This window comes from Pseudomonas sp. PDM25 (genome assembly GCF_019219045.1).
In the GTDB taxonomy this organism is placed as follows: Bacteria; Pseudomonadota; Gammaproteobacteria; order Pseudomonadales; family Pseudomonadaceae; genus Aquipseudomonas.
Genome location: NZ_JAHUWL010000001.1, coordinates 331551 through 357713, shown reverse-complemented (window position 1 = coordinate 357713; position 26163 = coordinate 331551). Strand labels below are relative to the sequence as shown.

At 52.7% G+C, this 26163-nt stretch carries 20 protein-coding genes and 1 pseudogene; 7 read left to right on the top strand and 14 right to left on the bottom strand.

Going from position 1 to position 26163, the window contains the following annotated elements; genetic code table 11:
• Window positions 1-82 precede the first annotated feature (82 nt).
• On the top strand, window positions 83-937 hold the full coding sequence (locus tag KW848_RS01425; protein ID WP_218534921.1) for an AraC family transcriptional regulator: 855 nt from the start codon (window positions 83-85) through the stop codon (window positions 935-937).
• 104 nt (window positions 938-1041) lie between these two features.
• Here the strand turns inward: KW848_RS01425 and KW848_RS01420 are convergent, their stop codons facing one another.
• From KW848_RS01420 to KW848_RS01410, 3 genes are all read right to left on the bottom strand, one after another.
• On the bottom strand, window positions 1042-1332 hold the full coding sequence (locus tag KW848_RS01420) for a DUF6388 family protein (RefSeq protein ID WP_218534919.1): 291 nt from the start codon (window positions 1330-1332) through the stop codon (window positions 1042-1044).
• 70 nt (window positions 1333-1402) lie between these two features.
• Window positions 1403-2146 carry an SPOR domain-containing protein gene (locus tag KW848_RS01415; RefSeq protein ID WP_218534918.1) on the bottom strand — a complete coding sequence of 248 codons (744 nt, stop codon included), beginning with the start codon at window positions 2144-2146 and terminating at the stop codon, window positions 1403-1405.
• Between the two features lie 554 nt (window positions 2147-2700).
• Complete coding sequence (locus KW848_RS01410) at window positions 2701-3591, bottom strand: LysR family transcriptional regulator (RefSeq protein ID WP_218534915.1); 891 nt, start codon at window positions 3589-3591, stop codon at window positions 2701-2703.
• A 109-nt stretch (window positions 3592-3700) separates the two neighbouring features.
• Between KW848_RS01410 and KW848_RS01405 the strand changes: the two genes are divergently transcribed.
• Both KW848_RS01405 and KW848_RS01400 read left to right on the top strand, forming a co-directional pair.
• The gene (locus KW848_RS01405; protein ID WP_218534913.1) at window positions 3701-4708 is read left to right on the top strand and encodes a zinc-binding alcohol dehydrogenase family protein; all 1008 of its coding nucleotides are present in this window, start codon (window positions 3701-3703) and stop codon (window positions 4706-4708) included.
• A gap of 83 nt (window positions 4709-4791) precedes the next feature.
• Entirely contained in the window at window positions 4792-5103 is a 312-nt protein-coding gene (locus KW848_RS01400; protein WP_218534912.1) for a putative quinol monooxygenase, read from the top strand.
• Between the two features lie 51 nt (window positions 5104-5154).
• Here KW848_RS01400 and KW848_RS01395 read toward each other — a convergent pair whose 3' ends face one another.
• Window positions 5155-6138 carry an LLM class oxidoreductase gene (locus KW848_RS01395; RefSeq protein ID WP_015095116.1) on the bottom strand — a complete coding sequence of 328 codons (984 nt, stop codon included), beginning with the start codon at window positions 6136-6138 and terminating at the stop codon, window positions 5155-5157.
• Window positions 6139-6891: 753 nt separating this feature from the next.
• On the opposite strand from KW848_RS01395, the gene KW848_RS01390 reads away from it, so the two are divergent.
• Together KW848_RS01390 and KW848_RS01385 are read left to right on the top strand one after the other, a co-directional pair.
• Window positions 6892-8199, top strand: a complete 1308-nt coding sequence (locus tag KW848_RS01390; RefSeq protein ID WP_218534911.1) for an OprD family porin — start codon at window positions 6892-6894, stop codon at window positions 8197-8199.
• Between the two features lie 319 nt (window positions 8200-8518).
• On the top strand, window positions 8519-9334 hold the full coding sequence (locus KW848_RS01385; protein WP_049810806.1) for a CmcJ/NvfI family oxidoreductase: 816 nt from the start codon (window positions 8519-8521) through the stop codon (window positions 9332-9334).
• A gap of 228 nt (window positions 9335-9562) precedes the next feature.
• Here the strand turns inward: KW848_RS01385 and KW848_RS01380 are convergent, their stop codons facing one another.
• The 4 genes and pseudogenes from KW848_RS01380 to KW848_RS01370 form a co-directional block, all read right to left on the bottom strand.
• Complete coding sequence (locus tag KW848_RS01380; RefSeq protein WP_218534910.1) at window positions 9563-10663, bottom strand: low temperature requirement protein A; 1101 nt, start codon at window positions 10661-10663, stop codon at window positions 9563-9565.
• Between the two features lie 488 nt (window positions 10664-11151).
• A pseudogene (locus KW848_RS31645) lies at window positions 11152-11425 on the bottom strand (hypothetical protein); the annotation flags it as partial.
• A 295-nt stretch (window positions 11426-11720) separates the two neighbouring features.
• Window positions 11721-12560 carry a hypothetical protein gene (locus KW848_RS01375; RefSeq protein WP_218534909.1) on the bottom strand — a complete coding sequence of 280 codons (840 nt, stop codon included), beginning with the start codon at window positions 12558-12560 and terminating at the stop codon, window positions 11721-11723.
• 211 nt (window positions 12561-12771) lie between these two features.
• Window positions 12772-13182, bottom strand: a complete 411-nt coding sequence (locus KW848_RS01370; protein ID WP_218534907.1) for a hypothetical protein — start codon at window positions 13180-13182, stop codon at window positions 12772-12774.
• A 110-nt stretch (window positions 13183-13292) separates the two neighbouring features.
• Here KW848_RS01370 and KW848_RS01365 point away from each other — a divergent pair, with 110 nt between their 5' ends.
• Window positions 13293-13562 carry a helix-turn-helix domain-containing protein gene (locus KW848_RS01365; RefSeq protein WP_218534906.1) on the top strand — a complete coding sequence of 90 codons (270 nt, stop codon included), beginning with the start codon at window positions 13293-13295 and terminating at the stop codon, window positions 13560-13562.
• 266 nt (window positions 13563-13828) lie between these two features.
• On the opposite strand, the gene KW848_RS01360 is transcribed toward KW848_RS01365, so the two are convergent.
• The 4 genes from KW848_RS01360 to KW848_RS01345 are packed head-to-tail and all read right to left on the bottom strand — an operon-like array spanning window position 13829 to window position 19113.
• On the bottom strand, window positions 13829-14191 hold the full coding sequence (locus KW848_RS01360; RefSeq protein WP_256364991.1) for a hypothetical protein: 363 nt from the start codon (window positions 14189-14191) through the stop codon (window positions 13829-13831).
• 41 nt (window positions 14192-14232) lie between these two features.
• Window positions 14233-16341: a hypothetical protein gene (locus KW848_RS01355; protein ID WP_218534904.1), complete on the bottom strand. Its 2109-nt coding sequence runs from the start codon at window positions 16339-16341 to the stop codon at window positions 14233-14235.
• A complete protein-coding gene (locus KW848_RS01350) occupies window positions 16328-17848 on the bottom strand; it encodes a site-specific recombinase (RefSeq protein ID WP_218534903.1) in 1521 nt (506 codons plus the stop codon). Before KW848_RS01350 ends, KW848_RS01355 begins: the two co-directional genes overlap by 14 nt.
• A gap of 11 nt (window positions 17849-17859) precedes the next feature.
• Window positions 17860-19113 carry a site-specific integrase gene (locus tag KW848_RS01345; protein WP_218534901.1) on the bottom strand — a complete coding sequence of 418 codons (1254 nt, stop codon included), beginning with the start codon at window positions 19111-19113 and terminating at the stop codon, window positions 17860-17862.
• Window positions 19114-20649: 1536 nt separating this feature from the next.
• Between KW848_RS01345 and KW848_RS01340 the strand changes: the two genes are divergently transcribed.
• The gene (locus KW848_RS01340; RefSeq protein WP_256364990.1) at window positions 20650-21963 is read left to right on the top strand and encodes a site-specific integrase; all 1314 of its coding nucleotides are present in this window, start codon (window positions 20650-20652) and stop codon (window positions 21961-21963) included.
• Window positions 21964-22944: 981 nt separating this feature from the next.
• Here KW848_RS01340 and KW848_RS01335 read toward each other — a convergent pair.
• Together KW848_RS01335 and KW848_RS01330 are read right to left on the bottom strand one after the other, a co-directional pair.
• On the bottom strand, window positions 22945-24012 hold the full coding sequence (locus tag KW848_RS01335; RefSeq protein WP_218534900.1) for a UvrD-helicase domain-containing protein: 1068 nt from the start codon (window positions 24010-24012) through the stop codon (window positions 22945-22947).
• On the bottom strand, window positions 24005-25618 hold the full coding sequence (locus KW848_RS01330; RefSeq protein ID WP_256364989.1) for an ATP-dependent endonuclease: 1614 nt from the start codon (window positions 25616-25618) through the stop codon (window positions 24005-24007). The genes KW848_RS01335 and KW848_RS01330 overlap by 8 nt, the downstream gene beginning before the upstream one ends.
• Window positions 25619-26163: the final 545 nt, after the last annotated feature.

Sequence of the window (26163 nt, the reverse complement as noted above, 5' to 3'; positions counted from 1 at the left end):
CGGACTTGAGAAATAGATAGACGCCCCGATGATATGCATTGAGGCCGATAACGATATCGCTTCAAGCGAGCGGAGGAATCTGATGTCGATTGCCCAACGGGTTTTCCACGGCAGGTTTGGCCGGGTCGCCTTGCTGAATATGGATCATTCGCTGGTCACCCATACCCATTCCGAATGCCATGTGCTGGTCAAAGTGTCTGGCGAAGACACTTACTTCAACGTTAACGGTCGGCGGGTACCGCTCAGCGATCGCACGGCGGTGCTGGTCAACGCCTGGGAGCCGCATTTCTACGATCCGCAGCCGGATGCCGGTGCCACCCTGATCCTGGCGCTCTACATCGAGCCCGCCTGGCTGGCCACTGCCCAGCAGTCGCTGGCGCTCAGCGGTCGGCCGGACTTTTTTGCCCAGTCGTGCATCGAGCTGTCGAGTCGTAATCGCACCTTGGCTGACATCTTGGTCGCCGAAGCGCATGGCTGCGGGATTGTTCCGAAAGAGCGCATGGAATTCATGCTGTTTGATTTCCTGATCGAGCTGATCGAGGACTTTTCCAGCTGGCGGCATTTGTCGCTACTGGGTGCGCCGAACTCAGGTGAGTTCCGGGACGCACGCGTGCGCCGTGGCACCGCCTGGTTGCTTGAGCACCTCGATGATCCGAACCCGATCGACAACGCCGCACGGGCTTGTGGTCTGTCGCGGGCGCACTTTTTTGCGCTGTTCAAGAAAGATACCGGCATGACGCCGACCCTGCTGCTTAACGACGCGCGCATGCGCCGGGCTTTTGCCTGGCTTGAGCGTGAGCGCAGTGGAACATTGGGCCTGTTGTCGGAGAACCTCGGGTTCTCCGAGCAAGGTCATTTCACACGGTTTTTCCGTCAGCACATCGGAGCTTCACCCAGCCAGTATCGGCGTGTAGTGGATTGTTATCCGACGGTTTGAATCGAGAGAAGGGCGGGGGTATTGGGCAATACTCCCGTCGGTGAAGTTAGTCGTTTATCTACAGCATTGGAGGCGTGTATAGGCTACGAAAGTTATAGAGTGGACTAATCGTCCAGAAACTCATAAATCTCTTTCATGCGTTCTTCACGCATCAACTCAAGCTCTTCATTAGTGTTGGCTACCCATTGGAGAGTGAAGTCCCAACAATCACAGTCATGAGCGTCTGCTTCTGTTTCAAATGCTTCTTGCAGGAATTTCTGGCGATATTCTTTGGGCGACAGCCCGCAACTTTCAGCGAGGCTGTAGTTCAACTCGCTGAGTTCAAGCTGGAGCCATAAGTTGGCGTCCAGGAATTTCTTCAGGGCGAGTTCGGCTCTGAATTCTTTTGCGATCATGAATATTCTCTTGTGGCATGAAAAATGTGGCGGGTTGTACGAGGTCGGCCCAGCGCTAAATCGGACTATGTCAATTTCCTGCCATCATCCATCCTCGAACGCCATGACTTTCACTCAACTCTTTCACGACTCGAGCTGCGTCTTGTTTTTGTCTATACGGGCCGATGACGACAAAGTTGTTTTCTTTACGCGCTACCGGTAATTCCAGTTGCTTAATGGCATTTGTGGCACGATGACGGCTGGGTGTGTTCAACGCTATTTCGATCACCCACAAGCCGGATGAAGGCGTGGTTGAAGCTTCTTTTTTAGCGTGGAGAATATAGCTACCACACGTTAAGCACGGGCTTTCCAGCGTGATTAGCGACCCAGGCACGGAGCGAAAGACGTGCCATTGCGGATCAGAGGTTTTTTTGCGGGCGAAGTGCACCAGGAGCAGGCCGGTAGAAGCAATCAGGCCGCTAAGGATAATTGTCCAATTGCGTGCTTGTGTGGGCAGTGAAGGCAGCGAAAAAACTGGCGATTCGTCTGGATTTTCGATCAAAAACTGTGCGGTGTGAGCCTCCGTTGAGTCGGGTATGGGGGATTCGTTTTCCGCAAGGGGCGTGAGCCCGTCGGAATATTTCGTAGTGAGGTTTGTTACAACTTCATTAGTGGTGTCATCGATGAGCTGTTTTAGCTTTGTCACGTTTTTCTGGATGTATGAATTGTCGACATTGTTTTCACAAAGTGGTCCTATGGATGTGTACGTCCATAATAATGCTGATAGTTGCCCTACAACGCCCGTTACCAGGAAACCCAAGCCAAGCTTTCGCACGGCACCATCTCCAAATCAAATGAATAGTTATTTGTCCCATTTCTTTCTGATAAAGCATGGTTCTATTGTTTATCCTGGGATGGTCTGGATTCTTGAGCGCGTCAGTGTGCCCAAGCGCCAAAATAAGTTGGCTTCTTTTTTGTTGTTTTAAAGAACATCGGGCTTGCACTTTATAGAATGCTGGTTGACGAAAAAGGCTCAGGTGAGCGAAAAAAAATAGTATCAGATGGGTTGTTATGCTGGCCTATTAAAACACTTGTATTTAAGGTAAATTTTGTGGCCGAAGTAACTGGCCAAAGATTTAGGTCATACCTATGCACTTGCTATAAAGGAAAGGACTATTAGCCGGCCCTTTACGGTACGGACAGGGAGAAGCTATTGAATTTTTTGTCACCCTTTCAAACGATGGCGGTGTCCTGCGCTACATTTCAGGTGTCATTCCTACCTTGGAGCGTTCTTGGTGAACGATCCGGACATTGTGCTTGGTGAGCGCATTGATCCGCCGAACCACGAAGCGAGGGATGCTCAACAAGCATCAATTGTCGTCATTCGGTTCAACTGCGCTTCAGCGCAGAAAACTGACCACTTAACCACGTATAAAGCTGGGAAACCGCAGGGCTGATCTGCTTGCGATGCGGGCACACCAGACTCAACGGCGAAGCTTCGCCAGGAAAATCCGGCAGCAGCACAAGCAGGCGCCCAGTGGCGATATCGGCACTGACATCCAGCCAGGATTTGTAGGCGATACCGTCACCGTCCAACGACCAGCGTCGCACGACATCGGCGTCATCGCTGAACAGTGGCCCTGAAACCTGCACGGTTTGCCCGCCCAGGTTCCACTTGTCGTAGACCCGGCCATTTTGCAGATAGAGCAGGCAGTGATGCTTGCTCAAGTCATCCGGCGTTTGGGGAGAACCGCAGCGTTTCACATACTCCGGCGAGGCAACCAGAACCCGCTGGTTCCACGGTGCAAGCGGCAGTGCCACGTAGTTGGCGTCTTCATTCGGGCCATATCGAATCGCCACGTCCACCGGGTCGCGAAACAGATTGGCCATCTGGTCTGACAGGAAAAAACGCAACGTCAATTCTGGATGCTGACGGCGGAACAGCGTCAGCCACGGCAGCAGTATGTTGCGCCCCAGATCGGAGGGTGCTGTCACCTGCAGGACGCCCCGCAGCGTGGCGTTCTTACCACGCAAATTTTCCTTGCCTTGCTGCAGGGTCTCAAGCACTGAGTGGGCGGTGGGCAGATATTGCTCGCCTTCGGCAGTCAATCGCAGGCTGCGAGTGGTGCGGGCGAACAGGCGTACGTCCAGCTCGCGCTCCAGACGTTTGATGGCGGCGGCGACCTGACCAGGCAATAGATCAGCCTCCAGCGCCGCTGCGGTGAAACTGCCCAGCGCGGCGCTGCGGATGAATAAACCAAGATCATCGATGCGGATCATTTTCACTCCTGCAGTGAAAGTGTTGGCGCATTCTGCTTGTTTTTCTTTGTACTTGGGAAGTCGAAGATGGCTGCAAACGAGTGCATCACCCTTCAGACAGCGAGTGTTTATGAAAGCCATCACCTTTACCGAACACGCTTTGCCCATCGACAATCCACACGCATTGATCGACATCAGCCTCCCGGTGCCCACGCCTGGTCCACGGGATCTGCTGGTTGAAGTTCGCGCGGTGTCAGTGAATCCGGTCGATACCAAGGTGCGCGCCGGAACTTTCACAAAAGAACCGAAAATCCTCGGCTGGGATGCCACAGGCATTGTCCGCGAGATCGGCTCTGAAGTGACGTTGTTTCAGCCGGGCGATGAAGTGTTCTATGCCGGCTCGATTGCCCGCACCGGCAGCTACAGCGAATTCCATCTGGTCGATGAGCGGATCGTCGGGCACAAGCCTCGGTCATTGAGTGCCGCCGATGCGGCAGCGTTGCCGTTGACCTCGATCACTGCCTGGGAATTGTTGTTTGACCGGCTCGGTGTCGTCGAGGGTTCGGGGGAGGGCAAGTACCTGTTGATCACCGGAGCGGCTGGGGGCGTCGGTTCGATGCTGGTGCAACTGGCCCGACAGTTGACCCGCCTTAACGTCATCGGAACTGCCTCACGCCAGGAAACCGCTGATTGGGTGCGGCAGCTGGGCGCGCATCACGTGATCGATCACAGCCAGCCACTGCTCGCACAGTTGCAAGCGCTCGGCGTGCCGGAAATCGACTATGTCGCCAGCCTGACTCACACCGAACAGCACTTTGCACAACTGATCGACGTGCTCAAACCGCAAGGGCGTCTGGGTGTGATTGACGATCCCGACAGCCTTGACGTGATGCCGCTCAAGCGCAAGTCGCTGTCGTTGCATTGGGAGCTGATGTTCACCCGCTCGCTGTATGAAACCCCGGACATGATCAACCAGCATCACCTGCTCAATCGGGTCAGCGCTCTGATTGACCAAGGAGTTCTGCAAACCACTGTGGGCGAGCACTTCGGTGCGATCAATGCGGCAAACATCCGTCGTGCCCATGCGCTAGTCGAGAGCGGCAAGGCCCGGGGCAAGATCGTTCTCGAAGGTTTCTGATTTCACTTCAGGCGGGGCGCTTGCGGGCCCGCTGAACCGCCTGCGGCATCACTTGCCATTTTTTTAATGTTGGAGCGTTGACGATGAATTCGTCCAGTAACGTGTTGGTACCGATTGCCGTGCTCAAGGCCAAAGCAGGCAAAGAACTGGCATTGAAACAAGAACTGCTGGCGCTGGTAGAGCCGACCCGAGCAGAGCCGGGCAATCTCGATTATGTGTTGTTCAAGCTGCGCGACAAGCAGGACACGTTCTACATGCGCGAGGCTTTCAGGGATCAGACGGCGCTGGATGCGCATTTTTCGATGCCTTACTTTCAGCGCTTTGCCGCCACGGCAGATGACCTGCTCGAAGAGCCGTTGCAACTGATATTCCTTGAGCAGGTATTGGCCTTATGATTCAACCAGTTGAACCGCACCACCTCAGCCGGCGTGGAGGCGGCCGGCGGATCAATTCGCTTCAGGACGTGGCTGTACTCCGAATTGCGGAACGATGTGAGTCCCCAGCTCCTCAATGACTTGCGCAGCAGGGCGCTTTCCGTATTTGAGATTCAGGATAACGTGGTCCACTCCGATTTCCTCAAGCGACTCCAGCAAAAACCGGAGATGGTAGTGTCCAAGTTTGAACCCCAAATGAATGCGAGTGGGCGGCGTGGACGGGTTCTCATCGAGGTCGATGTAAAGCGACTGAGTGAAGGGCTTATAGACGGAACCACATTGCTTCATGACCTCCAGCCGCCAATCTTCCACGATCAGTCGCTGCATGTTCGGTGGGCGTGGATAGTTGATCCATCCGACGCTTTCGCGCGCGATCCAATCCAGTGACTGGCGGCTATTGCCTGTCACGAACATTGGAATGACTTGGGTTGTGGGTTTCGGAATGAGGTCTGCACCCTGCATCTCACCACCGCTCCAGCGAATGGGCTCAAAGCTGGTGCTGTGGGCTTGGCGAATCACCTCGTAGTGCTCTCGAAAGATGTCTCCGCGCCTTTCGGGATCGATGCCAAAAGCCGAAAACTCCACTGGGCGATCGCCGGAAGCCACACCCAGAATCAAGCGACCTGCGCTCAACTGATCGACGCTGGCTGATGCCTTGGCCGTGTGCAGAGGATGGTGTAACGGGATGGCAATGGATGCGGTGCCAAGCGCTATCTCCGACGTATGAGCGGCCATATAGCCCAGGTAAACCCAGGGGTCGAAGACTTGGCCGACATCACCGAAATTAGGGTCCCGAAGAGGCACATCGCGAAACCAGAGCGCGCAGAAGCCCAGCGCCTCTGCTCGTTTGGCCAATGCGACCTGGTTGAGCATGTTCGGCGTGTCCCCATCGAAGGCCTCCAAAGGAAAGAACAATCCCAGGCTCAAATGACCCGGAGTGAAGGTTCGGCTGAACCCTCGATGCTCCTGATAAGGAATCGTGCTCGGCCGATACATACTCATCTTCCTCAATGGGAGAGCGTGAACAGCGCCCCTGTTTCCAGAGGTGCTGCGGCATCGGTCGCTTGGGAACGACAGGTGGGGTAGTGGGTGCAATCTTTGCCCGTTGCGCCGTACATGCTGGTCGGGTCGACCGGAGTGAGGGGCCAGTTGCTGGCGATACGCGCGGGCAGGTCCAGATTAGCATTGAGCGGACGGTCAAAATAAATCAGATCGTACCAACCCGATACATCGCCTGAGCAAACGCATGGGGACCATCCAGCAAGCGTAGGCGGCATTGCGGGGAACCGCCATGTTCGTCGTCCGTCTCGGTACCTGTTGCAGATGATTACACTGCAGTCTGGGCCTTGGACGTCGTGATCGCCGCGCCGCGGGTTGCTATAGAGGACAGTCGTCAGGTCAGCCCGCTGAGCCTTTGGGTACTCGACCGACAATTGGGTCCGGCCCCAATCCTGAAATTCAGACGATAAGATAAATTTTCAGACCGCAACGCAGAACTCCATTTCCCCAGGCAAGGCACTCCCTGCGCCTTTCTCACACAATCCGCTCTATCGCTATCGCGCTGCATAACAGAAACAGGTGCGATGAGCGACTTTGGAACTTGCATTAACAATATTAACTTGATGCAGGAGGGGCGAGGCATCGTCGATTTCTCGTTTTCAGCAGGATATTAAGAATAATAAAAAACGCGCACCTGAAAATCTTGCGTTGCTTCTATTACTTTAAAATAACAAATGGAGCGCTATATAAATGAGTGGAAAAACAATAACTGCAAGTTCGGTGCTTCTTAGTATTACCCTGAGTGCTCAGGTGCATGCGGACTTCCTGAGTGACAGCAAAGCCACCTTGGGAATGAGAAACTTCTACTTCAATAACGACAACCGCGATGGCGTTGCCGCACCTTCCAAAACCGAAGAATGGGCGCAGGGTTTCACGCTGGACTTCAAATCGGGCTATACCGATGGAATGGTTGGCTTTGGTGTCGATGGCCTGGGGTTGCTGGGAGTTACCTTGGACAGTGGCAAAGGACGGCATGTCGGTAGCAGCATGATGCCTTCTGACAGTGACAACCGTGCCGTCGACGAGTGGAGCCGGCTGGGGCTGACCGTAAAAGTCAAAATGTCGAAAACTGAACTTCGCTACGGCACTTTGATTCCGAAACTCCCAATTCTGGTCGCCAACGACGGGCGCGTGCTTCCACAAACCTTCGAGGGCGGTCAAATCACCTCGAGCGAGTTCAAAGGGTTGACCTTGACTGGAGGTCGTATCGAACATGCAACAGGACGTGGTTCGAGCGATCAGACGGGGTTGGCCGTTGCCGGTGGTACGCGGGAAAGCAATCAGTTTGACTTCGCCGGGGGCGATTGGAACGTTACCAAGAATCTGACAGCTCAGTACTACTACGCCAGCCTCGACAACTACTATACGCAGCATTTTATGGGATTAATTCACACCCTTGCCCTCTCGGACAATCAGTCCCTTAAAACCGACCTGCGCTATTTCAAAACTGACTCGTCAGGGGCAAATAGCTCCGGGACGTCAGGCTACAGAATGAGTGGCTACACCAAAAACGGTAGTGGAGAGATCGACAACCGTACCTGGAGTGCCGCGTTGATTTACACACTGGGTGGTCACGCGATTACTGCGGGGTACCAAAGTGTGTCAGATGGCAGCAACTTCACTCAACTCAATCAGGGTAGCCTGACTGACAAGGGCGCCGGTGGAGCAAGCCTGTACTTGTATACAGACCGCCTTATCCAAACTTTCACCCGCGCAGGCGAGCGCACAGCTTTCGGTCAGTATGCTTACGACTTCACCGCTCTGGGTGTCCCTGGCCTGAAAGGCTCTGTCATGTACCTCTCCGGTGATAATATTAAAACTACGTCAGGCAACAACCAAAAGGAATGGGAAAGAGACATTAGTCTGGACTACGTCCTTCAATCCGGAGCGCTCAAAGGCGTAGGGTTCGGCTGGCGTAACGGCAAGTCCAACAGCGAAGCATCTCGTAACGTAGATCAGAATCGTGTTTTTGTGAGTTATAGCATTCCGCTTTTCTAGATAGTGGTGCGGGAAGTTTGATTCAACCAACGTCCGAACCCGTCATGGCAGACAAACGAATGTAAAGGGCGGGCCGGGATATCGGATGCTCATGATCGGCGCAGACCCGGAGTGCGACGCGCCAGTCATGGTCAAGCTGGTCGTCGATGCCGAGGTAACAGTGGTCCTTTTTTACCAGTCGGGAGCCATGCACCTCGGGCTAAATTTGATAGTGTCCATTCGAAGGCATACGATTGAGCGCGAGGGTGTCTACGTACAAGTTACAGCGCCGCCACGGTGACACCACGCCGGATGCGGTCAGCAGACCGGGAGGTGTTACTTGAAGCACACAACTGATATGCCCGCTAGCGTCATCACGAAACTGACCTACCTGGTCAAGCACGATGCGAAGCCCTATGTGCATACCGAGGCTCTGACCGGTAACAGTGAACCGCACTACTTTGCTGAGCAGGAGGAGCGCGAGGTCACGATACACAACGGTCGTCCGTTGGCAGACAGCCTTTCTCTGGACAAGCAGGGGTTTAAACTCCATCGGCAGGATACGGTGGTCGACGATCTCTACGACGATACCTCAGTGGAAAGCGTCTACTATGACGAGGTCAAGGCCTTGATCAAGGAGTTGACGGGCGCGAGCCGGGTCGTCATCTTCGACCACACTAGGCGCAGCGACGCCGAGCGGCGGGATATTCGCGGCCCAGCCAGCCGTGTGCATAATGACTACACCGACCGCTCGGGACCTGAGCGTATTCGCGACGTGCTGGGCCAGGATCAGGCCGCCGCACTGGTGTCGGTGGCCCAGATTAACCTCTGGCGCCCGATGAGCGGGCCCGTCAAGCGCTCACCGCTGGCCGTGCTGGACGCCTCGACGCTCGACCCCAATGACCTTCTGGCCACCGACTTGGTCTATCCGGATCGTATCGGTGAGATCTACCACCTGGCCTACAATCCGCAACAGCGCTGGTACTATTTTCCGGACATGCGCCGTGACGAAGTCTTGCTGATCAAGGGGTATGACTCACGTCACGACGGCCGTGCCCGCTTCACGCCCCATACCGCCTTCAAAGACCCCAATACGCCGCCGGGAGCGCCGCCGCGAGAGAGTATCGAAGTTCGCACCCTGGCCTTCTTCGATTAGATTTTGCCACTTGGCGCGGGCTTCCCCCCGCACGGTGTTTGCCCCCGTGCTTTACCAGGCGACCATCCGCTTCTCGTTGGTAGGGATGTATAGCGACTGGGTGAAGGGTTTGAACAGCTAACCACATTCTGCACGATCCGCAGTGCGCCAGTCCTCGACAATCAGCTGCTCAGTCTTTGGTGCGCGCGGATAGCTGATCCACCCGTGATATGGCTTAATTATAAAGATTCAACGATACCTGAAGTTAAGGAAAACATAGCAGATCATGGTTGCTGTTAGGCCGACCAATATGTACTCGACGCGGGGTAGGAATATAACCAACCCACCTAGAGAAAACACGATCAAGGTGTTTTGTAGTATGTATTTCCTTATTTTAGGTACGGCTATGAAATAGCCATATTGCTTGCCTAGGAAAAATAAGGCCATGCCGATGATTGACATAATCTGGAAATCGCGCATTGCAATGTCATTCAAGATCGCATGTCTGATCAAATTTGCGAGGAGTGCTAGCCCCATAAATAGAAAAAGGTGCGAGTAGATTAAGGAGTGTCCACTCATACTACTTTCATTTTTGCTCAGTAGGTAAAAGCTATCAAAATAGATCCACCAGATACTGCAAATCATGATAAATCCGGTGATTGCCGCCATCACATTATAACGATCCCATTGAATGTTAGATAACCCTCCAGAAAGGCTAATTACCGACTCGCCCAATAAGATGAGGGTGAGTAAACCTAGTCGTTCAACCAAGTGCTCTGTATGTGCTGGCAATGGCTTTAGCTTACTCCAAGAAAATAAAGGGAGCAGAATATCAAGAAGAATCCCAATGTAAGCGACAAGGTAACGCATAGGTGGGTCAAAAAGAATGGATGAAAGACTAACAACTGCGCTAACTAACAGGGCGAAGCCAAGCCTGGAGGAGAATTCGCTACGGTGATCGAATTTACTTATGGACGAAATGTACATAATGCTGATGATGGCACGTATACCAAAATAGCAGGCAATAACAAGCGTATAATTTACTTCCAATTCTTCCCCAATCCGTGCAGACAGCACAATGAGCAGCAACATTAAAAATAATGTTGCCAAGCGGTGAAGGTTACTGTCTGTATCAAACCTGTTTGAGTAAATCGTGTGGCTGGACCAGATCCACCATAATGGAACAAAAAGCAGTAAAAATGTCCATAATTGCTCCTGTTCAAAGTGGCCGTGATGAAGATGTCCGAGAGTATGCGTAACCTTGCCAATTGCAACAACAAAAATCAGGTCAAAAAACAACTCTAACCATGTGGCGTGTCGATTTTTTTCATAATACTTCAAAGATTTCATTCGCTGCTGGCTCCGTGTGCACCTCTTTAATGTAGAAGGAAACTAACGGATAAGCGAACGGGTGGCCGGGTGGACGGGTATAGGCGTCAACCTTGGGGGGCGGTCGCAAAAACTGAGTGCAACACCTGATCTAGTCCACCACCACGTTTGTTAGTACGGTCAATACAGAATCCAGCGTGCCATCGGGCCGATAGCAACATTGCGCACGGGCGGACCTTAGCGGGCAACTGGGCTGCTGTTCCGCCAACCATTCATTCAGCGCCTCGACCAGGACACGGGCCTCGACTATGGAATCTTCCGAACTGTCAAAAATTAACATCGCCATTTTTTATGTCCTCGGTTCGCTGGGCTGATATTTTCGTGCCACTGCTTTATGAGCGATGCTTGTCGCTGGTAGCACCGTGGATTCTTCAATCTCCCGTATTGAAATATCATCGAATGCAAACGTTCATTGCTTGAGCCCTGATAGATGGATGGTTGGGGTGTGCTCAGCGGGAAACGAATTGCCCGGCGGGAAAACTCCATCCACCATCAAGGGATTTATAAAGGCAACGATGCCCTGATCTCAGCTTGAGCCTGAGTGTTTTCGGCAGCTAGACGTTCACGTTCCGCGTCAAGAAGCACGACGACGTCCGCTGTGCTTTCGCGGTATTGATAGAGGGCCAGGTGGGTAAAGCGGCGACAGGATTCGCTCTGGCTCACCAATGACTATAGTCGCTATTGTCGGGTGCCGTAGTCGCTGAACGCGTTTTCGGTTTCCTTAGCAAGGCCTCGCGTGCTCGTTCTGTTGCCCATCCGCCTTCACCGTAAACGCGCGGTCATCTCATTGCCGATCGATTTGCCCCTGCGAATTCGGATATCGAAGCGTTGCTCGATCACTCTGGTGATTCCATAGCCTCAATTGCTGATTAGCTGGTGGTTTACCACTGGCGGTATTTTTGATCATGAATTTATCAGACGTCGTTCGTCGGTAACCTGGGGCGATTCAGGATGTTGAGCCATGTCGTCCTGTCCTGGTGTTGGCTTGCGCTGGGCTTTCACCCGCTTTTGACTGATCTTACAATTGGCTGATCGAACTCTTGAAGCGCGCTCGATGCTCTTTGCGCGACGCCAGCTCACTCACAAGGAACGCCAAGCATTCACTTGCAGCCTTTGCTTTCTTTAAGCATTCCCCTTCGGGAAGGTTATGTACCCCTTCGCTCAAAACCTGATACAGCTTGCCCAAAGGATTGAGACCATCCGGCTTCAGATGCGCGGGAAGCGCAAGGTTGGCGATTTTAATTTTTTCGCTCATTGGCGATTCATCGCGCAGAGACTGAATCGCAGTGAAAGTCTCTTGGTCCCCTCCGGACGATTGCACATCCTCCTGTAGTAGATCCAGTAAACGGTTGATGTTGTTTTCCACGATCCGCCTAAAGTAGGCGAAGGCAGCGACACCGTACTCATAACTTAGGCAGATCACTGCTTTTTCGTAGTTATCGCGATCTTCCTTAAAGAATTTTTGCAGCGTTTTGTCTCGCGGTATTCCCGCACGCGGCAGTTGGCCGTACTTCTGAATCGTTATGGTTTCATCTTCGACAGTCTGCTCAAGCAGATAGATTCTGTTTGATTTTTTACACGAGACGCAGGTGAAAGAAAAACCAGCCTTTCCAGTTCTCAACGGCTGAAAGGCCATCAGTGCGGCCTTCGCACCAACAACACGATCACTGCGCAAAGTGCTGTCATGAAACGGACGTTTCTGTTCGCAAAATTCGCAAAATGAGTCGATCTCATTGATACGCAGGTCCTCGCGCGGCTCCGGCGGCAGTTTGAAACTTCTCTTGGAGTAAAGCGGAGCTGACTCAAGGAAGCATTTGATACCGATATCCGTCAGTTCTGGGAGTCCATCTGTATTCATTGAATCATCCGCGCAAGATTGGAAAGAGGCGTGACCAGCAGGCCAAATAATAGCAGCGAGACAGCCCATAATCGGAGCTCGGATAGATCACTAAGAGGTCATCGCTCGAGCCTGGCTGGCTGCCGGGCTTCAAGTGGTAGTGGAGAACCGTCCGGCCAATCGGGCGGGCCGATGCCCTCAGGCGCACGATGGGCGAACCGAGTGGCATAAATCAAGAGCACAGCGAGATCACGACCCTGCTGATGTTACCTTGCTCTACCTCCAGTCCAGGGTCACATGAGTTGGTGTAAACCGCGCCCTCTTTGACCTTGAATCGGTAGTGACGGACCGTGCCCTTTGACTTTGGAACGTATGCTATCTCTGTGAGCTGCTCCATTAGCCATCTCTCTTTGCCATTCATGGCAGGCGGTGTGGCGAGGAGAATTGACTCGATTGCCGTACCAGCTGACTTGGACAAACTCAGATATTCCAACGTTTGGACGTCGGAAACCATGAGCATGTGTCGCGATGTGGAATCGCCACCGCATTTGAGGGCCGTGACATAAAACCAAGGTAACGGGATGATCTGCTCCACGCACGACCACAGCTGGAGATCCGGCTCAAGCAGGGAAGAAAAACTCATTACGTCTCGCCGATAGGTTCTAAACATGAAAAACCCCAAAATGAACACTATAGATTGTAGCTCTATAGAGTGCATAAAAGGCTTTATCTTTCCATTTGCGAGTAAAGCAAATGGAAGTAAAACAAGCGTTCGGGTTAGCGCTTCGCGCCTTACGTATCAGCAGAGGATTAACACAGGAGGATTTTGCTTTAGTCAGCAGCCGCACGTTCTTGAGCTCGCTGGAGAGAGGTATCAAAGGTGCGACCATAGAGAAGGTCGACGAGCTGGCGGGCACAATTGGGGTGCATCCGGTATCCGTCATCGTCGCCTGCTACCTCAAGAAAGACCCAGACATTAAACTGGAAGATATCCTTGAGCAGGTCCGCAGCGATCTCAGGTAGTACGCAACTCTCATACAGGGCTTTGACTTACTGAGGCCGGTGCGCCGTGCCGAGGTCTTCGACGTCATCGAGCTGCAGGTGTCTCCTGGCCCGCAATACTGGGAAGCGTTTGAACACCAAACGCTAGAAAGCAGCCAGTCCGGAGTCAGAAGCTTTTGCCTCACCTCCGTGGCGTCAATAGCTGTCTGACACATTCAAATACTCGCTCAAACCTGGATGGCCCGGTCAGTCAAACCCGTGCAGAGCAAACGTTAGTAATCATCCGCTCATCGTTTCCGTAACGGCTCCATTACGTCTTCGACATCCAACCCTTTCAATAGGCACTTATGCACGATCACGGACAGCGCTTCGTAGAGCCTATCGCGCTGTGTAATCAAGGCGGCATTTTCCGCCTGTAGATGAGCAATGCGCTCTTCGTAGCTTCTCCGCCGGCGGGCACCGTCCGGATCTAACCCGCTTTCCTTCAGTTGTGCGATACGGGCGGAATCTATCCGCCGACCACGATCACCTACTAAGGTCGCGCGGCTTGTCAGGCCCAATCGACGCTGCACTTCGGGGCGTGAGATCGGCGCGAGCTCCAATCCCAAGCTAACCATTTGGGCGAGAAGGGCGTCGATTGCCTCGTCCAACGTGCCGCCCCTCAACGTCTGTCGTCGCGTCATGGTCGCCCCTAATCATCTGAAACCGAACTGTGTCGTTTGTCCGTGTCCGCAACCGTCATTGGACGCCCATTTGGAAACACGCGTTGCACACCTGCATTGGTGTCGCGTGCGAGGACGGATTTTAGATTGTTGAGTTTGTCCTCCTGGTCCGCCAGCCATACATCGCTGCCTGCCTCTCCGGCGCCGGCATCGCGCATGATATTAATTGCGGTCGTAAGATTCTCGGCTTGTTTCTCCAGGTTGGTCCGTTCCGATGGAGTGCCCATCAGATGGAGATGCGAGCAGCCATTCCAGCACTGAAGATGCTTAGGGCAGGGCGCTTGGGAGAAATCGTGAATGCAACCTCCAAAGGGTGTCACATGCAGCGCCGTAGCGTGTACGGTAAGGAATGCTTCTGCTGTGGTCGTGCCTTTATCTGACAGCAAAGCATGGTAACTGTCGGTCAAGGCGCCCTGAATGCGCTTATCTCTTATGCCGCTATGTAGAAAGTCGATACGCTCGTGATGACTATTGAACGCCAAGAACTCCTGATGGTCAGCAGTGTTTTCTTCAATACTTGTGTGCTGGTAATAGACATTCTGGTCGAGACGTTTTCGCCCCAGGGCCAACGCTTGCTGAACGTCGCTCATGCCGGTCAGGTGGTAAATAGTGTTCCGCCAGTGTCGAGGTTGGTGGCTTGTTAGCCGAATCGGAGCTCCATCGGATTCGGTTAATGATCGGCGGGAAAAAATGGACGAGTACGCTTCATTGGCACCCAGCGCATTATTGATGTCCCGAAGGGTGACCCCTCGCGGTAAGACACGAAACACATTCGCTTCACGTCCACCGAGCCGAAATTGACCATCAAAAGCGATAGCAAGTGTTTCGCTGGTTCTAAGGACAATACGAAGAGTGCCACCGATATTTTCTGCTAATACTGCATGGCCATGAAGCTTGGGAACGAGTAGGCGCTCAATATCACCGGCCAAATATCTACGCTTGATCGCATTATACTGATGGCTAGTCTCAATTATGGGTTGAACTCCGTTTCGGGAAAAATACACAGAGAGATTCCTAAGGGTATCTCGGTTCTCGCTAAACCCGAGCCAATCTAGAACCTCAATCTCTGACATTGCTGTTTGTGGTGAGTAGTTCCAGAGACGCCCTGGATGGGCTTCTTGCCACCTAGCGAGCTCTCGCTGCTCTTGGGTCAGCATCTTCAATCGTTCGACCGCGCGCCTGGCTAAAGGAACGTCGCTTTCTGCGAACCAATGAACACGGGATTGAAATTGCTTTTCCGCAAAGTACCTGATCCCGCATTCGACTATGGGTTTACCATTGGCATCTACAACTACCTTTCCTGCTGTCCCTTTGATTGGTCTTTCGACCCAACAGTCATAGGGAATTACTGCTACCTCATTACCCCGTTGCCCAGTCGCGATCAACAAATCGATCACACGCAGCAAAATTTCTTCGCCCTCAGTGAGCGGGTGGTTCGAGCATAAGGCGTAGGCTTCCATCGCCTCGCGAGAAGGCAACTTTTCATCAGATTTACGCTGTTTTACCGCACGATCAGGATCGTGCAATGAAATGTAGTCGTGGCGGCGTTTCTCTGGTTTTGCATCATGCTCAAAGTGGATGGCGATCTCGGTTAATTGCAGATTATCAATCGTATCCGCTATTACCTGAAGATGAGAGATCGCGTCGTAAAGGTTCTTGTAGCCACTGTCGCGGAGAAAGGCTACGACCCGATCAAAATCGCCTCGCGTCAACTGTGTGGGGTCGGGCACGCGTCTTTCAAACAAGGGATTGTAAAGCCGCCGGACGGCAATATTGTAGGCCGCGACCATCGAAAACTTCAGGTTCCGGGTGCGTTGCAGATACACAATCAAGGCCTTGCTAAAATCTTGGAAAGTGCAGGGGAGTGGTCCCTTAGGCGGGGCGGGATAGCCTGTCTTCTCTAGGGCTTGCCGATGCGTTTCGAAGGTAAGAGCATGTTGGTTATCCCGTTGTGGTAACCAACTTCCGACGCCCCACACCGGTGACGCCCACGGTGTTGAAATTGGTAACGACTGAAAAATCGCTTGTTCCTGTGTAATAAAGCCATCGAGGCTCTGCCTTGCCCTAGACAGCGTCATCTGCGGCATCCTCCGTGTGCTGCCGGCAGCGCTCGATGGTAGCGCTTACCGCCAGGATGGTTGTCTGATGCTGGGCGAGGGGCCGGTTGTGAATGAGGTCACCGGCTTGTTCTGCCATGTCAATGAACCGTTGGGCTTCTCGTTGCAACGCCTCTTTCACCTGCTCATGGCGGCCGTCAGCAAAGGGATGAAACTTCTTGCAGGTGTAGCAGGCATACACGGGATTGTAGGGGCAGTGCGTATGAACTGGCAGGGCACAGGCACCGATGTCCCCGATGTACTGCGTATCGATGACGCCGTGGATGGCTCTTTCTGCGACTGTATTTCGACGCTGGACGATTTCCCCGGTTAATAAACTGCGCATAATGCGCTGATAGGAGGGGCTCTTACCGAGTGCTTTCTCTTTAATCCGGGCAATGTTGGGGGTTGCCGTAACATAAGCACGCGCCGCAACCGTGCTGTTGTGGCCGAGCAGTTCGGCAATCATGGTTGCCGGAGTTCCCTGATCCGCCAAACCTTGCCCGAGGTGATGACGCAGCAACATAGTTACCTGGTTCGGCTTGTCTATTCCTGCTTCACGCAGCTCCTGTTTAAGGCCCATACCTATTTCGGTTACCGATAGGCGCCTTCCGTTAGGATTTACAAATAAGGGGCCGCAGTCGCTGCCAAACCGGCGTTGAATTTCCAAGATATGGCGTGAGATTTTTTCACCCAGTCGGGAGGTAACTTTGCGGGGCCGTCGCTCAGGTCGGCGTTGGCCGACCTTTTTGGCCATGGGTAGCCACAGTGTGTAGTACCTCTCAAGATCAGCGCTTTCAATGAACTCAAAATCCGCGATATCAAGCGAGTGGAATTGAATCGAGCGTGGTGCGAGTTCGAACCCTAAGTGAAGCACTATATTAAACTGGGCTTCCTCCCAAGAGTTAGATGAAACCTCTCGTTCAATGCGTTTGAGCAATCGAACTTCCTCATCAAGGTCTAAACCAGACTGCGAGAGAAAAATTCGCGCATACGGGTCAACCCGATCTGATTTCACATCCTTGATTTCTAAGTAGGTGATTGGATCGAAGCCATTGATTCCTCTATCCATTGCCCAACGGTAAAGCCTTCGAAATCCTATAAGTACTGTCCTCGTTTTTTTGATTTCTTCGAGAGCAGTGACCAGTTGATGGGTGTCCCAAGGAAGTCCGGTCGCGAGATTTGTACTAGATAAAAAGCGTAGGGTATCTGCGAACATTACCGCGGTTCGAGGCGCATATTTCTCAAGTGCATAGGCCATAAAGCCTTTACCTATTTCGATTAGCTCCGAATTCAATTGGAGTGCAGCCCAATCGATTTTCATTGCGAGTCCACCGTCGTACCACGTCCACACCTTCAGCCGGGTATCGACGTATCGTGGCTGATCATTGGTACGTGTTCGAATAGCAACCTGAGCCGGCCCTTGGAACAAATAACCCGCAAAAGAGGAGGAGGGTGAAGCATGATCTTGGCCAACTGATTTAGTCACAGCGAACCTCCTTAACTGTCAAATCGGCTCCAGGCTGCCGAGGCACGCTGGGCATTGTGGAGGTTGGCCGACTCGGCTAGATAACGACTTGCATAACGGCGTGGCATCGTTGAAGTCTCAGACCAACCGCAGACTCGCCGGAGTTCGTCCGTGGCCCGCTCCAGGTCATGCCCACGCTTCTCGACCAGGTAAGCCAAAAAGTGGTCGGCAAAGGTGTGGCGAAAGTCATGCGCGGAAAGTGTAGGCAACAACCCCGGATGAGCCAGTTCAATGGTCAAAAACAGCCGATCAAGGACGTTAGACAACGCGCGAATCGACAGCGGGCGACCTCTGTCAGATATGAACAGATAGCGGTACAGCAATTTCATCGGTTTTCCGTCACGCAGTGGGCGCCGTTCGCTCTGGATATAGCGCTCATAGACCTCATACAACTGTGCGGAGATACCTACGGTCCGTCCGTGCGTTTTCAGCGCAGGCTCTTCAGCGCGCGGGTCACCTGGGTCATGTTCGCGATCATTGACGCTGACATAGGCATGCTGTGAACCCTGATTGATATCCGTGGTGTAGAGCTTCAGAAGCTCACCGCGACGGATACCGGTCTCCAACAGCAATTCAATCATTAGCCAATTGCGCAACTGCAATCGTTCCGGAAACGGATTCTCCGCAGCGCCCGGGCGAATCAGTGTGCGAATGATCTGGAGTTGCGTATCTGTCAGGCTGCGGTAACGAGTGTGGTCGGGACGAACATTGATGATATGGCTCTCAAAGCGTCGTTCAATGACGTCGGCGACATCTGCAAATACCACCTCGATGTTAGCCAGGGTGGTTGAGTTTTGACGGGCGCGCGGGATGTAACGGGTGACACACCAGGACAGGTATTGCTTCAGCAATCGCAGGTACTGGTCACGAGTACGCGGATCGACCTGCGGAAAAGGTGCCGTTGCAGCTGTGCCGATTCGGGCGACCAGATTATCGGCCTGACGGCCGCTTTGGAGCCAAATGGCGTAACCATCCAACAAGGCGAGAATCGCCTCAAAACGGCCAGCCAAGATGGCCTCATCGATATCCAGCTCCCGGCTTTTGGCATAGGTGTAGAAAGCCTGGATCGCACGCAGGTGCGCTGCGGCGGTGTTGTATGCACGATGCCTGAGCTTGAGCTGGACGTAGATGAATGGGACTAGCTTGGGCAATGGCGCCGCCTGACCATCCTGCACAAGCAGCGGTACACGCTGACCAGAAGAGTAACGGCACTGAATCAGCTTCATCGGCAGCCACCTCATTCAATGTCTCACCATGAACACGAAGTACATGGCCCGTTGAAAGCGTGGACGCCAGAAGCAGGTTTGTCGAATCAGTGGCTTAGGCAGCTCATGAACATCTATGACATGACCTGTCGTTTAACATAATATACATTACACGTAACAAGATATTTCAAGATTAGCCCGGTTAATGTGCGCTTCCTTTATAGATGACAAAAACCCCTAGCAAATGACAATGCTTTTAAATCATAGAGATATTGTGGCCCCCCCTTAAAGATGGCGCCTTAAGTGGCGCCACCCATTTTTGTTTCGAAAGCCTTGTAGGCCGTGCCTCTGCGAACATTCTTCACTCTCGTAGAACGCCATTTCAGTGCTTTTTAATCTGGCGGAATAGGCCCTAACCCATGGTATGACTACTTTTTTGTTAGTTCGGGACGCCGTATGCCGCGTAGAAATGCTTCCACGCGTCCTGGTAAGCGCCCATTTCGAGCATGTTGCCCCAGTGCAATAAAGAGCCCGAATGCACGACCTCTTTTAAAACTGGCTGAAACCTTTAAAAATGACCCCGTCTGTAGCCCAATGAAAACGATGGTTTGCGATTTTCTGAAACCTAAAAAGCGTTCGCAATATGTGCTTGGCCGCGTAGGTTCGATCGTTCGCATCAGAACGCTCCAGTCTCATCGACCGGTACGCGAAGATCCAGAAAGATCGAATATCAGGGCGGCAACCCGGAAGCTACGCCTAGGTAGTCTAAACTTCGCCTGCGCCATGAAGGCTAAGCTTGGTTGAGGGCGTGCAACACCGGCGTGCGTTGCGTGGATAAACATTGGAGCGAGCGACCGATATGTCAGCTCAGAGAGATTCAAGCACGGAGAATAGCGCTATATAGACGAAAGGAGCGTATCTAAAGGTGTATTCCAGACTGAAGCTTCGAAGAAGCTTCATTATAAAATCACTAACAGTTCTTGATTTCAAGAGTATTTCTTATGGGCTGACAATTGGTTGCTCAAGATACCCCCCCCCTCATTTAAAAAAGCTTTTAAAAATGATCGAAACCTTTAAAACTGGTCAGACCCACTAATTATGGCGGTTGCTACCGTGCAGTGCGTGTTATTAGGATGGTGCAGCTATAACACTTTTAAAAATGGCTGAATCTTTAAAAAATGGCCCCTTAAGTTATGGTTGTAGTGAAGACCAAACCCCCTATCTAAAGCGCTATTGGCGCCTCTCAATAGCTGGGTAGTTTGAGCACGGAACCCGCACAGTTTGCGGCTTGTGGCCGTGCAGTCGGCGTTTCTCAGCCAGGGCTCAGTCAAAACTGTCAATATATAACTAATTAGTCTTTAGTTGTCTGGCCTTCAGTCAAGCTTTGAAAGAGAAAACTTGCAAAGACATGTTTGCCATGTATAACCTACATGCCATCGATCAAATGGTTAGGGCTATGCGATGAGCGATTCATCCAGGCAGACGGACACACTCGCCTCGAACAAACGGAAGGATACGCCCCCTACTTCCGATAACTCCCAGAATCGGAAATCTGCAATGCAGTATCCCGTGAAGGATAACAAGATGCCGGGGCCGTATCCGCTGTTCAACACCTATAAGGAATTCGTCAATCACACTAGCGATGAACCCGCCCCGTGCCTACCGCTGGTGATGAACTATCTGGCGAACTTTGATGCGCATCTGAAACCCGTGGACGGTTTCGAAGCCGTCCGTGGTTTTCTGCGTTCATATTCCAACGTCGAGGCGACATTCGTTTCATATCGCACCCATGCCGAGCGCCTGCTGCTTTGGACATTGTTGATCAGAAAGAAGCCCCTGATGGAGTTGCGTCGCGCAGACGCCGAAGCCTTCTTGGAGTTCTGCATGGCTCCACCCATAGGTTGGCTTGGCCCCGTGACACGCAGCAGGTTTCTGATCGTGGCATCCGACAAAGATATAGAGCTATGCCCAAATCCACGCTGGCACCCATTCTCGCTGAAGACCGCGAATCGCATAAGTAATGCAACTGATCTTGAAGTCCCAGTTACTGGCGTACCGTACCAACCATCCAGAGGGAGCATTTCCCAAGTTTTCTCGGTTTGTAGCAGCTTGTACGAATACGGTCTGGATGAGGGACTGACGTCGACGAATCCCTTCAGGGCGATCAAACAGAAATCGCGCTTCAAAGCGTCGCGCTCAATGGAGCAAACCGGACGCGCCCTCACGCCACTTCAATGGGACTTCGTACTGACCACCGCTGAAAAAATGGCAGCAACGGCTCCTGAACAGCATGAACGCACTCTGTTCATCGCCGCGACGTTATTTTCGATGTACCTACGCGTTTCAGATATCTGTGGTCGGGTGAATTGGCAGCCCACAATGGGTTCCTTCAAGACAGATCATGAAGGCAACTGGTGGTTCCACCTCATTGGTAAGGGTGACAAAGCCGCTAAGGTAGCTGTAAGGCCGGAATACATTGATCGTTACCTGAAGCGCTACCGGCGGTTCATGGGGCTATCTGAACTGCCATTACCTAATGAACAGACCCCTCTGATTGCGACCTTGAATGGTCGTCCAGGGTTATCCACTCGAATGGTTCATTCGATCATCCAGAAGTTATTTGACCGCGCTGTTGATGAAATGGTGAACGAAGATCGCCAACCTGGCGAGATCGAGGCTCTGCGGGTGGCCTCCACACACTGGCTAAGGCATACGGCTGCGACACTCGATGCCCCTTGGCGAGACCCCAAGGACTTGCAGATGGATCTACGTCACAACAATTTGTCCACAACTCAGGACATCTACTACAGCAGTTATGAAGATAAGCGCTCGTACTCGCTTAAAAAACTGGGTTTGAAAAATCGCGACTAATTTTCAGAGACAACTGGTAGAAAAATCATGGATTCAATCCCCCGTCCTTGCTTCGAAACGCTACAAGATTTTTCACTGCTAGACCCCGACAACCTCGATGGCGAGCTCTCTGTAATTCAGGGTTTTCTCAACCAATGCCCAGCTAGCAGTCTGCCGACAAAAAGCTACCTGCTGGTGAAGCAGTTTTTGATTAAGCATACCGAACCTACGCGCTATTCAAACTACTGAAGCTGTATCGAACGATACTTGCTCTGGAGCATTTTGGAGGCAAAAAAACCTAAAAGTGCCTACCAACGTTTCTTTGCGTGGCGTGGTTAGGATCTAGCAGGCCTGCCCTGCTCTTTACGGGGTTATTTCTAATAAGCCTTTATAGCTCAACTAAATGACTATTTAGTTGAGCTATCTATACTATTTTGCCCGTGCGCTGAATCTCTGCATCAGCCACACGACTTCATTTTGAACGCTATCTTGCCTTGACATTGCTCCTCCTCAGTGACTGCTGGGATAGGTGGGTAGGTGGTTTAGGCAACACTCCTCTTATTAGGCTTACGTGCAGCAAATCGTCAGATGAATTGTTGTGCAATATTGCAAACTTCCAGAAGCTCCTGCCCCCCTTCATACCAAAATCCTGAAAACTCATCCTGTGGGCGTGGCTCTCCGAACTCGGCTGTCGTGAATCAAGCCGCCCGCAAGGCGTTCGTCTTGACACTGCGGACTTCCATCCTCACGCCTGCGCGCTCCGCTTGCCTGTTCCAGCGTGGTGGTCATAGCTTGGAGTTCTCAACGAAGTCGGCGCTCGATACGAGCCCCCTGCTCGAGGCTTCAGACTCTGAAATCTCTTGCGAAATTAACGCTACGCACAGCGTTGAACCCGCTTCACAGTAGCCACCGCGTATTCATCGATACCCAAGGGGCCACTGGAAAATGAGCTTTCGCTCTGCCATGAGATCATTACCCTCATGAGCGCCCTGCTCCTTTCTATTACGGCACCCACACCGGTAGTTTGGAGTTTCCAGGTTTGTCGATGATGATCGCCAGGCTTTGCTTGGCCCGCGTAGCAGCAACATAAAAGGCAGCCGCGGACGTTGACTCCAGATAAGTCTGCTTCTGGATGAAGGCCTTGATCGGCGCCGTTGGCATGATCAGCACACGCTCGAACGTGGTGCCTTTTGATACCTTAAAATTCATGAAGTCCAAAGCGAACTCCTTACCAGAAGCTATGGTGCTGCGCAGGCACTGAGGTCGGTATCGCTCGACGTATTGGTCGACATGTTTTGAGTGCACCAGGTAAACGCCATCATGTTCAGACACCACGTGGTTCTCAGATGTCGTTCCTGGGAAACCCCATGACTCATCAAAAATGGTGTCAGAGAACGTCGCAATCTCGGTTCGGCAGCGGTAAGTCGTGGTCGCATAGTCAATGCTAAGCAGCCCTCCCTTTTCGCGTACAAGGAACCATTCAAGTGCACCTGCATACCCATACTGTTTATTTTTCTGTCCCCGTGGGTTTGTTGAGAGCACCGCTTGGCGCACGTCACCAACCATGCGGACGTCGATCCGCGACTCAAGCAATTCATGGACGATTTCCCAATCGTAGCCACTGAGATCTTGTATCTCGTCGATCAGAATTTCGTCGTAGAGACACTCAAGTCTGCGTATCAACGCCGGGGTGGCCGCCATAAGCTCCCGCGCGAGGCGGCCGAGCTCGCATGCGTAGATTTGGTTGCTACCATCCATAAACCTTTGCCTGTCCTTCGCAAACATGCTGGGACGGCCCTCGAAGTTGAAGCCCCCTACCCGCTCACCCGGGAATTTGAATGGTAGGAACGGCTTTGCAAAGTGGCGAAGCAAGAATGTGTACCAGCCAAGCACTTCGATGCTGTGGCGATCGCCAGCTTGGGAGCCGAGGCGATGGATCAGTTCCTGCTGATTGGTCTGGGTGAACGTGACAACAAGCACGCGCCGTTCGGTAGGTATGGCTTTGCAGTGATCGACCAGCCCTTGAGTTTTTCTACCACCAGCGACAGCCAAGGTAAGAAGGTTAGGCATTGTGGATGAACTCCGCCGCGGCCTTCATGTAGGCCGGTGGGCTGAGCACCTCAGCCGATTCAGCCAGTCGAATTGCACCTTCTGTTTTCTCACGCGCCATCCAAATCAATAGGGTCGCTCCCGCATTAACTCCAAGCATCTTGCGTAACTGGGGCTCGCCATTCGCCGTAATTAGCTGAGGCTCGAGTGTAATACCGTCGGCCACGGCACCGATGAATAGATCTCTGCGCTTATCCTGCAGCCACTTTTCAACTGGTTTACGTAGTTCGGTTGGGTCAATGCCGTCGTTGTCGCGCATCACCGCTACAGGCTTGTTGATTGCAGCACAAAGCTCAAGGCATCGGGCCAATGCCAGCCCACGCATACTGATGACATCTATGCCGTGGGCCATTGGGCCGTGACCGAAGCAATCCTTGTAGACGCGCTCGAAGATGATTTCGTCGGACGGGCCTTCCACCAAGACGACTTTCTTGGCGAGTACCAAGCGGAGGGTGTCGTAGCCAGGCAGCCTTTGGAAATAGCTCACTGTATCTGGATGAAGTTCTGTGATTTTGGACGCGCTGTTGCGGTGAAGAAGCAGCAATGCGTCGAGGCCGAGCCGGTTCAACACGTATGTGCTGTGAGTCGAAATGAATAACTGCTGTTCTTCCGTGGCCAGATCTTCGATGCGATTGAGTAGGGTCGTTAGGCTCGTGTGAGATAGATGGTTTTCGGGCTCCTCGATCATCACGATGTTCGCCTTCGAGGAATGACGCTTCATCGCGAGCGAGATCTTGATAGCAGCCTGTTGCCCCTGGCCTGCCATTGCGAATGGGAGTCCGTCGACATGTGGAGTAACAACGCTTTCCCAAGACGTACGAGACGTCTGATCCATTGCTAGCGCCATAGGCTCTGACTGCAGCGCAGCGCCCAGACCGGAAAGTCGCTTGTTCACCGGCGCCAGCGCACCATCCGTCATGGATGCTTTGATACCGCGGTAGTCCAGCGAAATCTGTGCTTTCTCGGATGTTTCCAAGTGGTCGCTCAGGATCTGGCGGAGATGGTAGTCAACGCCGGCGGCGGATTTGACCGTGCGAGAATCGATGGTGGCCACCGAAAGTGCCCGTGGCCGTCGTGTGAGTTCACTATCAGCGAAGGAGCGCCATTCGTAGGTGTAATACTCGACGGGGAGCAGTGCAGACGGGGCTTTCAGCCATTCATCCAGCTCGTCCTGATACTCCTCATTGGGGGCAATCGACAGTACGATTCCAGGGCAGGCGTTCGTGGGGACGTCCGCGTTAACGGCACCGAGCAACGCTTGGAGTTCCAGTGTGTCTTGCAGGTAGAGCTCAATCAGGATTTCCGGGAGTTTAGGTTTCTTCCCTACATTCCTGAGGGCAAGAAATTCAGCCACCATCTCGGTGTTGAACCAATGAGGGTTGAGCTCATCCAGAATCCCCCGCCCACCGATCCGCCCGTTGAGCGCTAGCGAGATGGCCTCCATTAGAGTGGATTTCCCGGCGTCGTTGTCTCCGACCAGGATGTTCACGCCAGGGTTTGGCTTGAGTAGGAAATCCTTGTAAATACGGTAACCACGGATTCGGATTTTGGTGATCACGGTCGACATTCCTTTGACGAATTGTTGTTGGATGGCGCTTTGACGGCGCGGTGAGCTGATGCTGTATGCGAAGCGGTAAATTTGTTGACTCAGCCACAGCCTTTAACTTCGTTTCCGATTTGCCAATACTCTATCCTGCATCGGGTTTTGTGTATGCCAATCAAATCGTTCCTTAACCGAAAGTCATTGATGCATTCTTTAGGGAGGCGTGCAGCAACTGGACGTGGAGCTAGTCGCTTGTGAACCATCAAGATCGAAAAATCATTTTTGGGGCATGGGATGCGAATACGTGCGATGTGTGTGCGCTGGTGTCCAGTGATGGTTGGATGGTAAAGCGCCCGGCAGAACGACAACTATTCTGAATAACGTGGAGCACCTTCGCCTAGTGGCCAGGTATCGATACTTCCAGTTGGTAGTTAGCGACAGCTTGGAGCGCAGCCTTTCCCTCCGCGCGGCCGGTTCACCTCTGCTTCTGGTCTATCTGAGAGAAATAATCCGCCGAAACAGTCGTAATGCTCGTTTTAGTGAGCATTACGTGAGTTAAGCAGTAACCG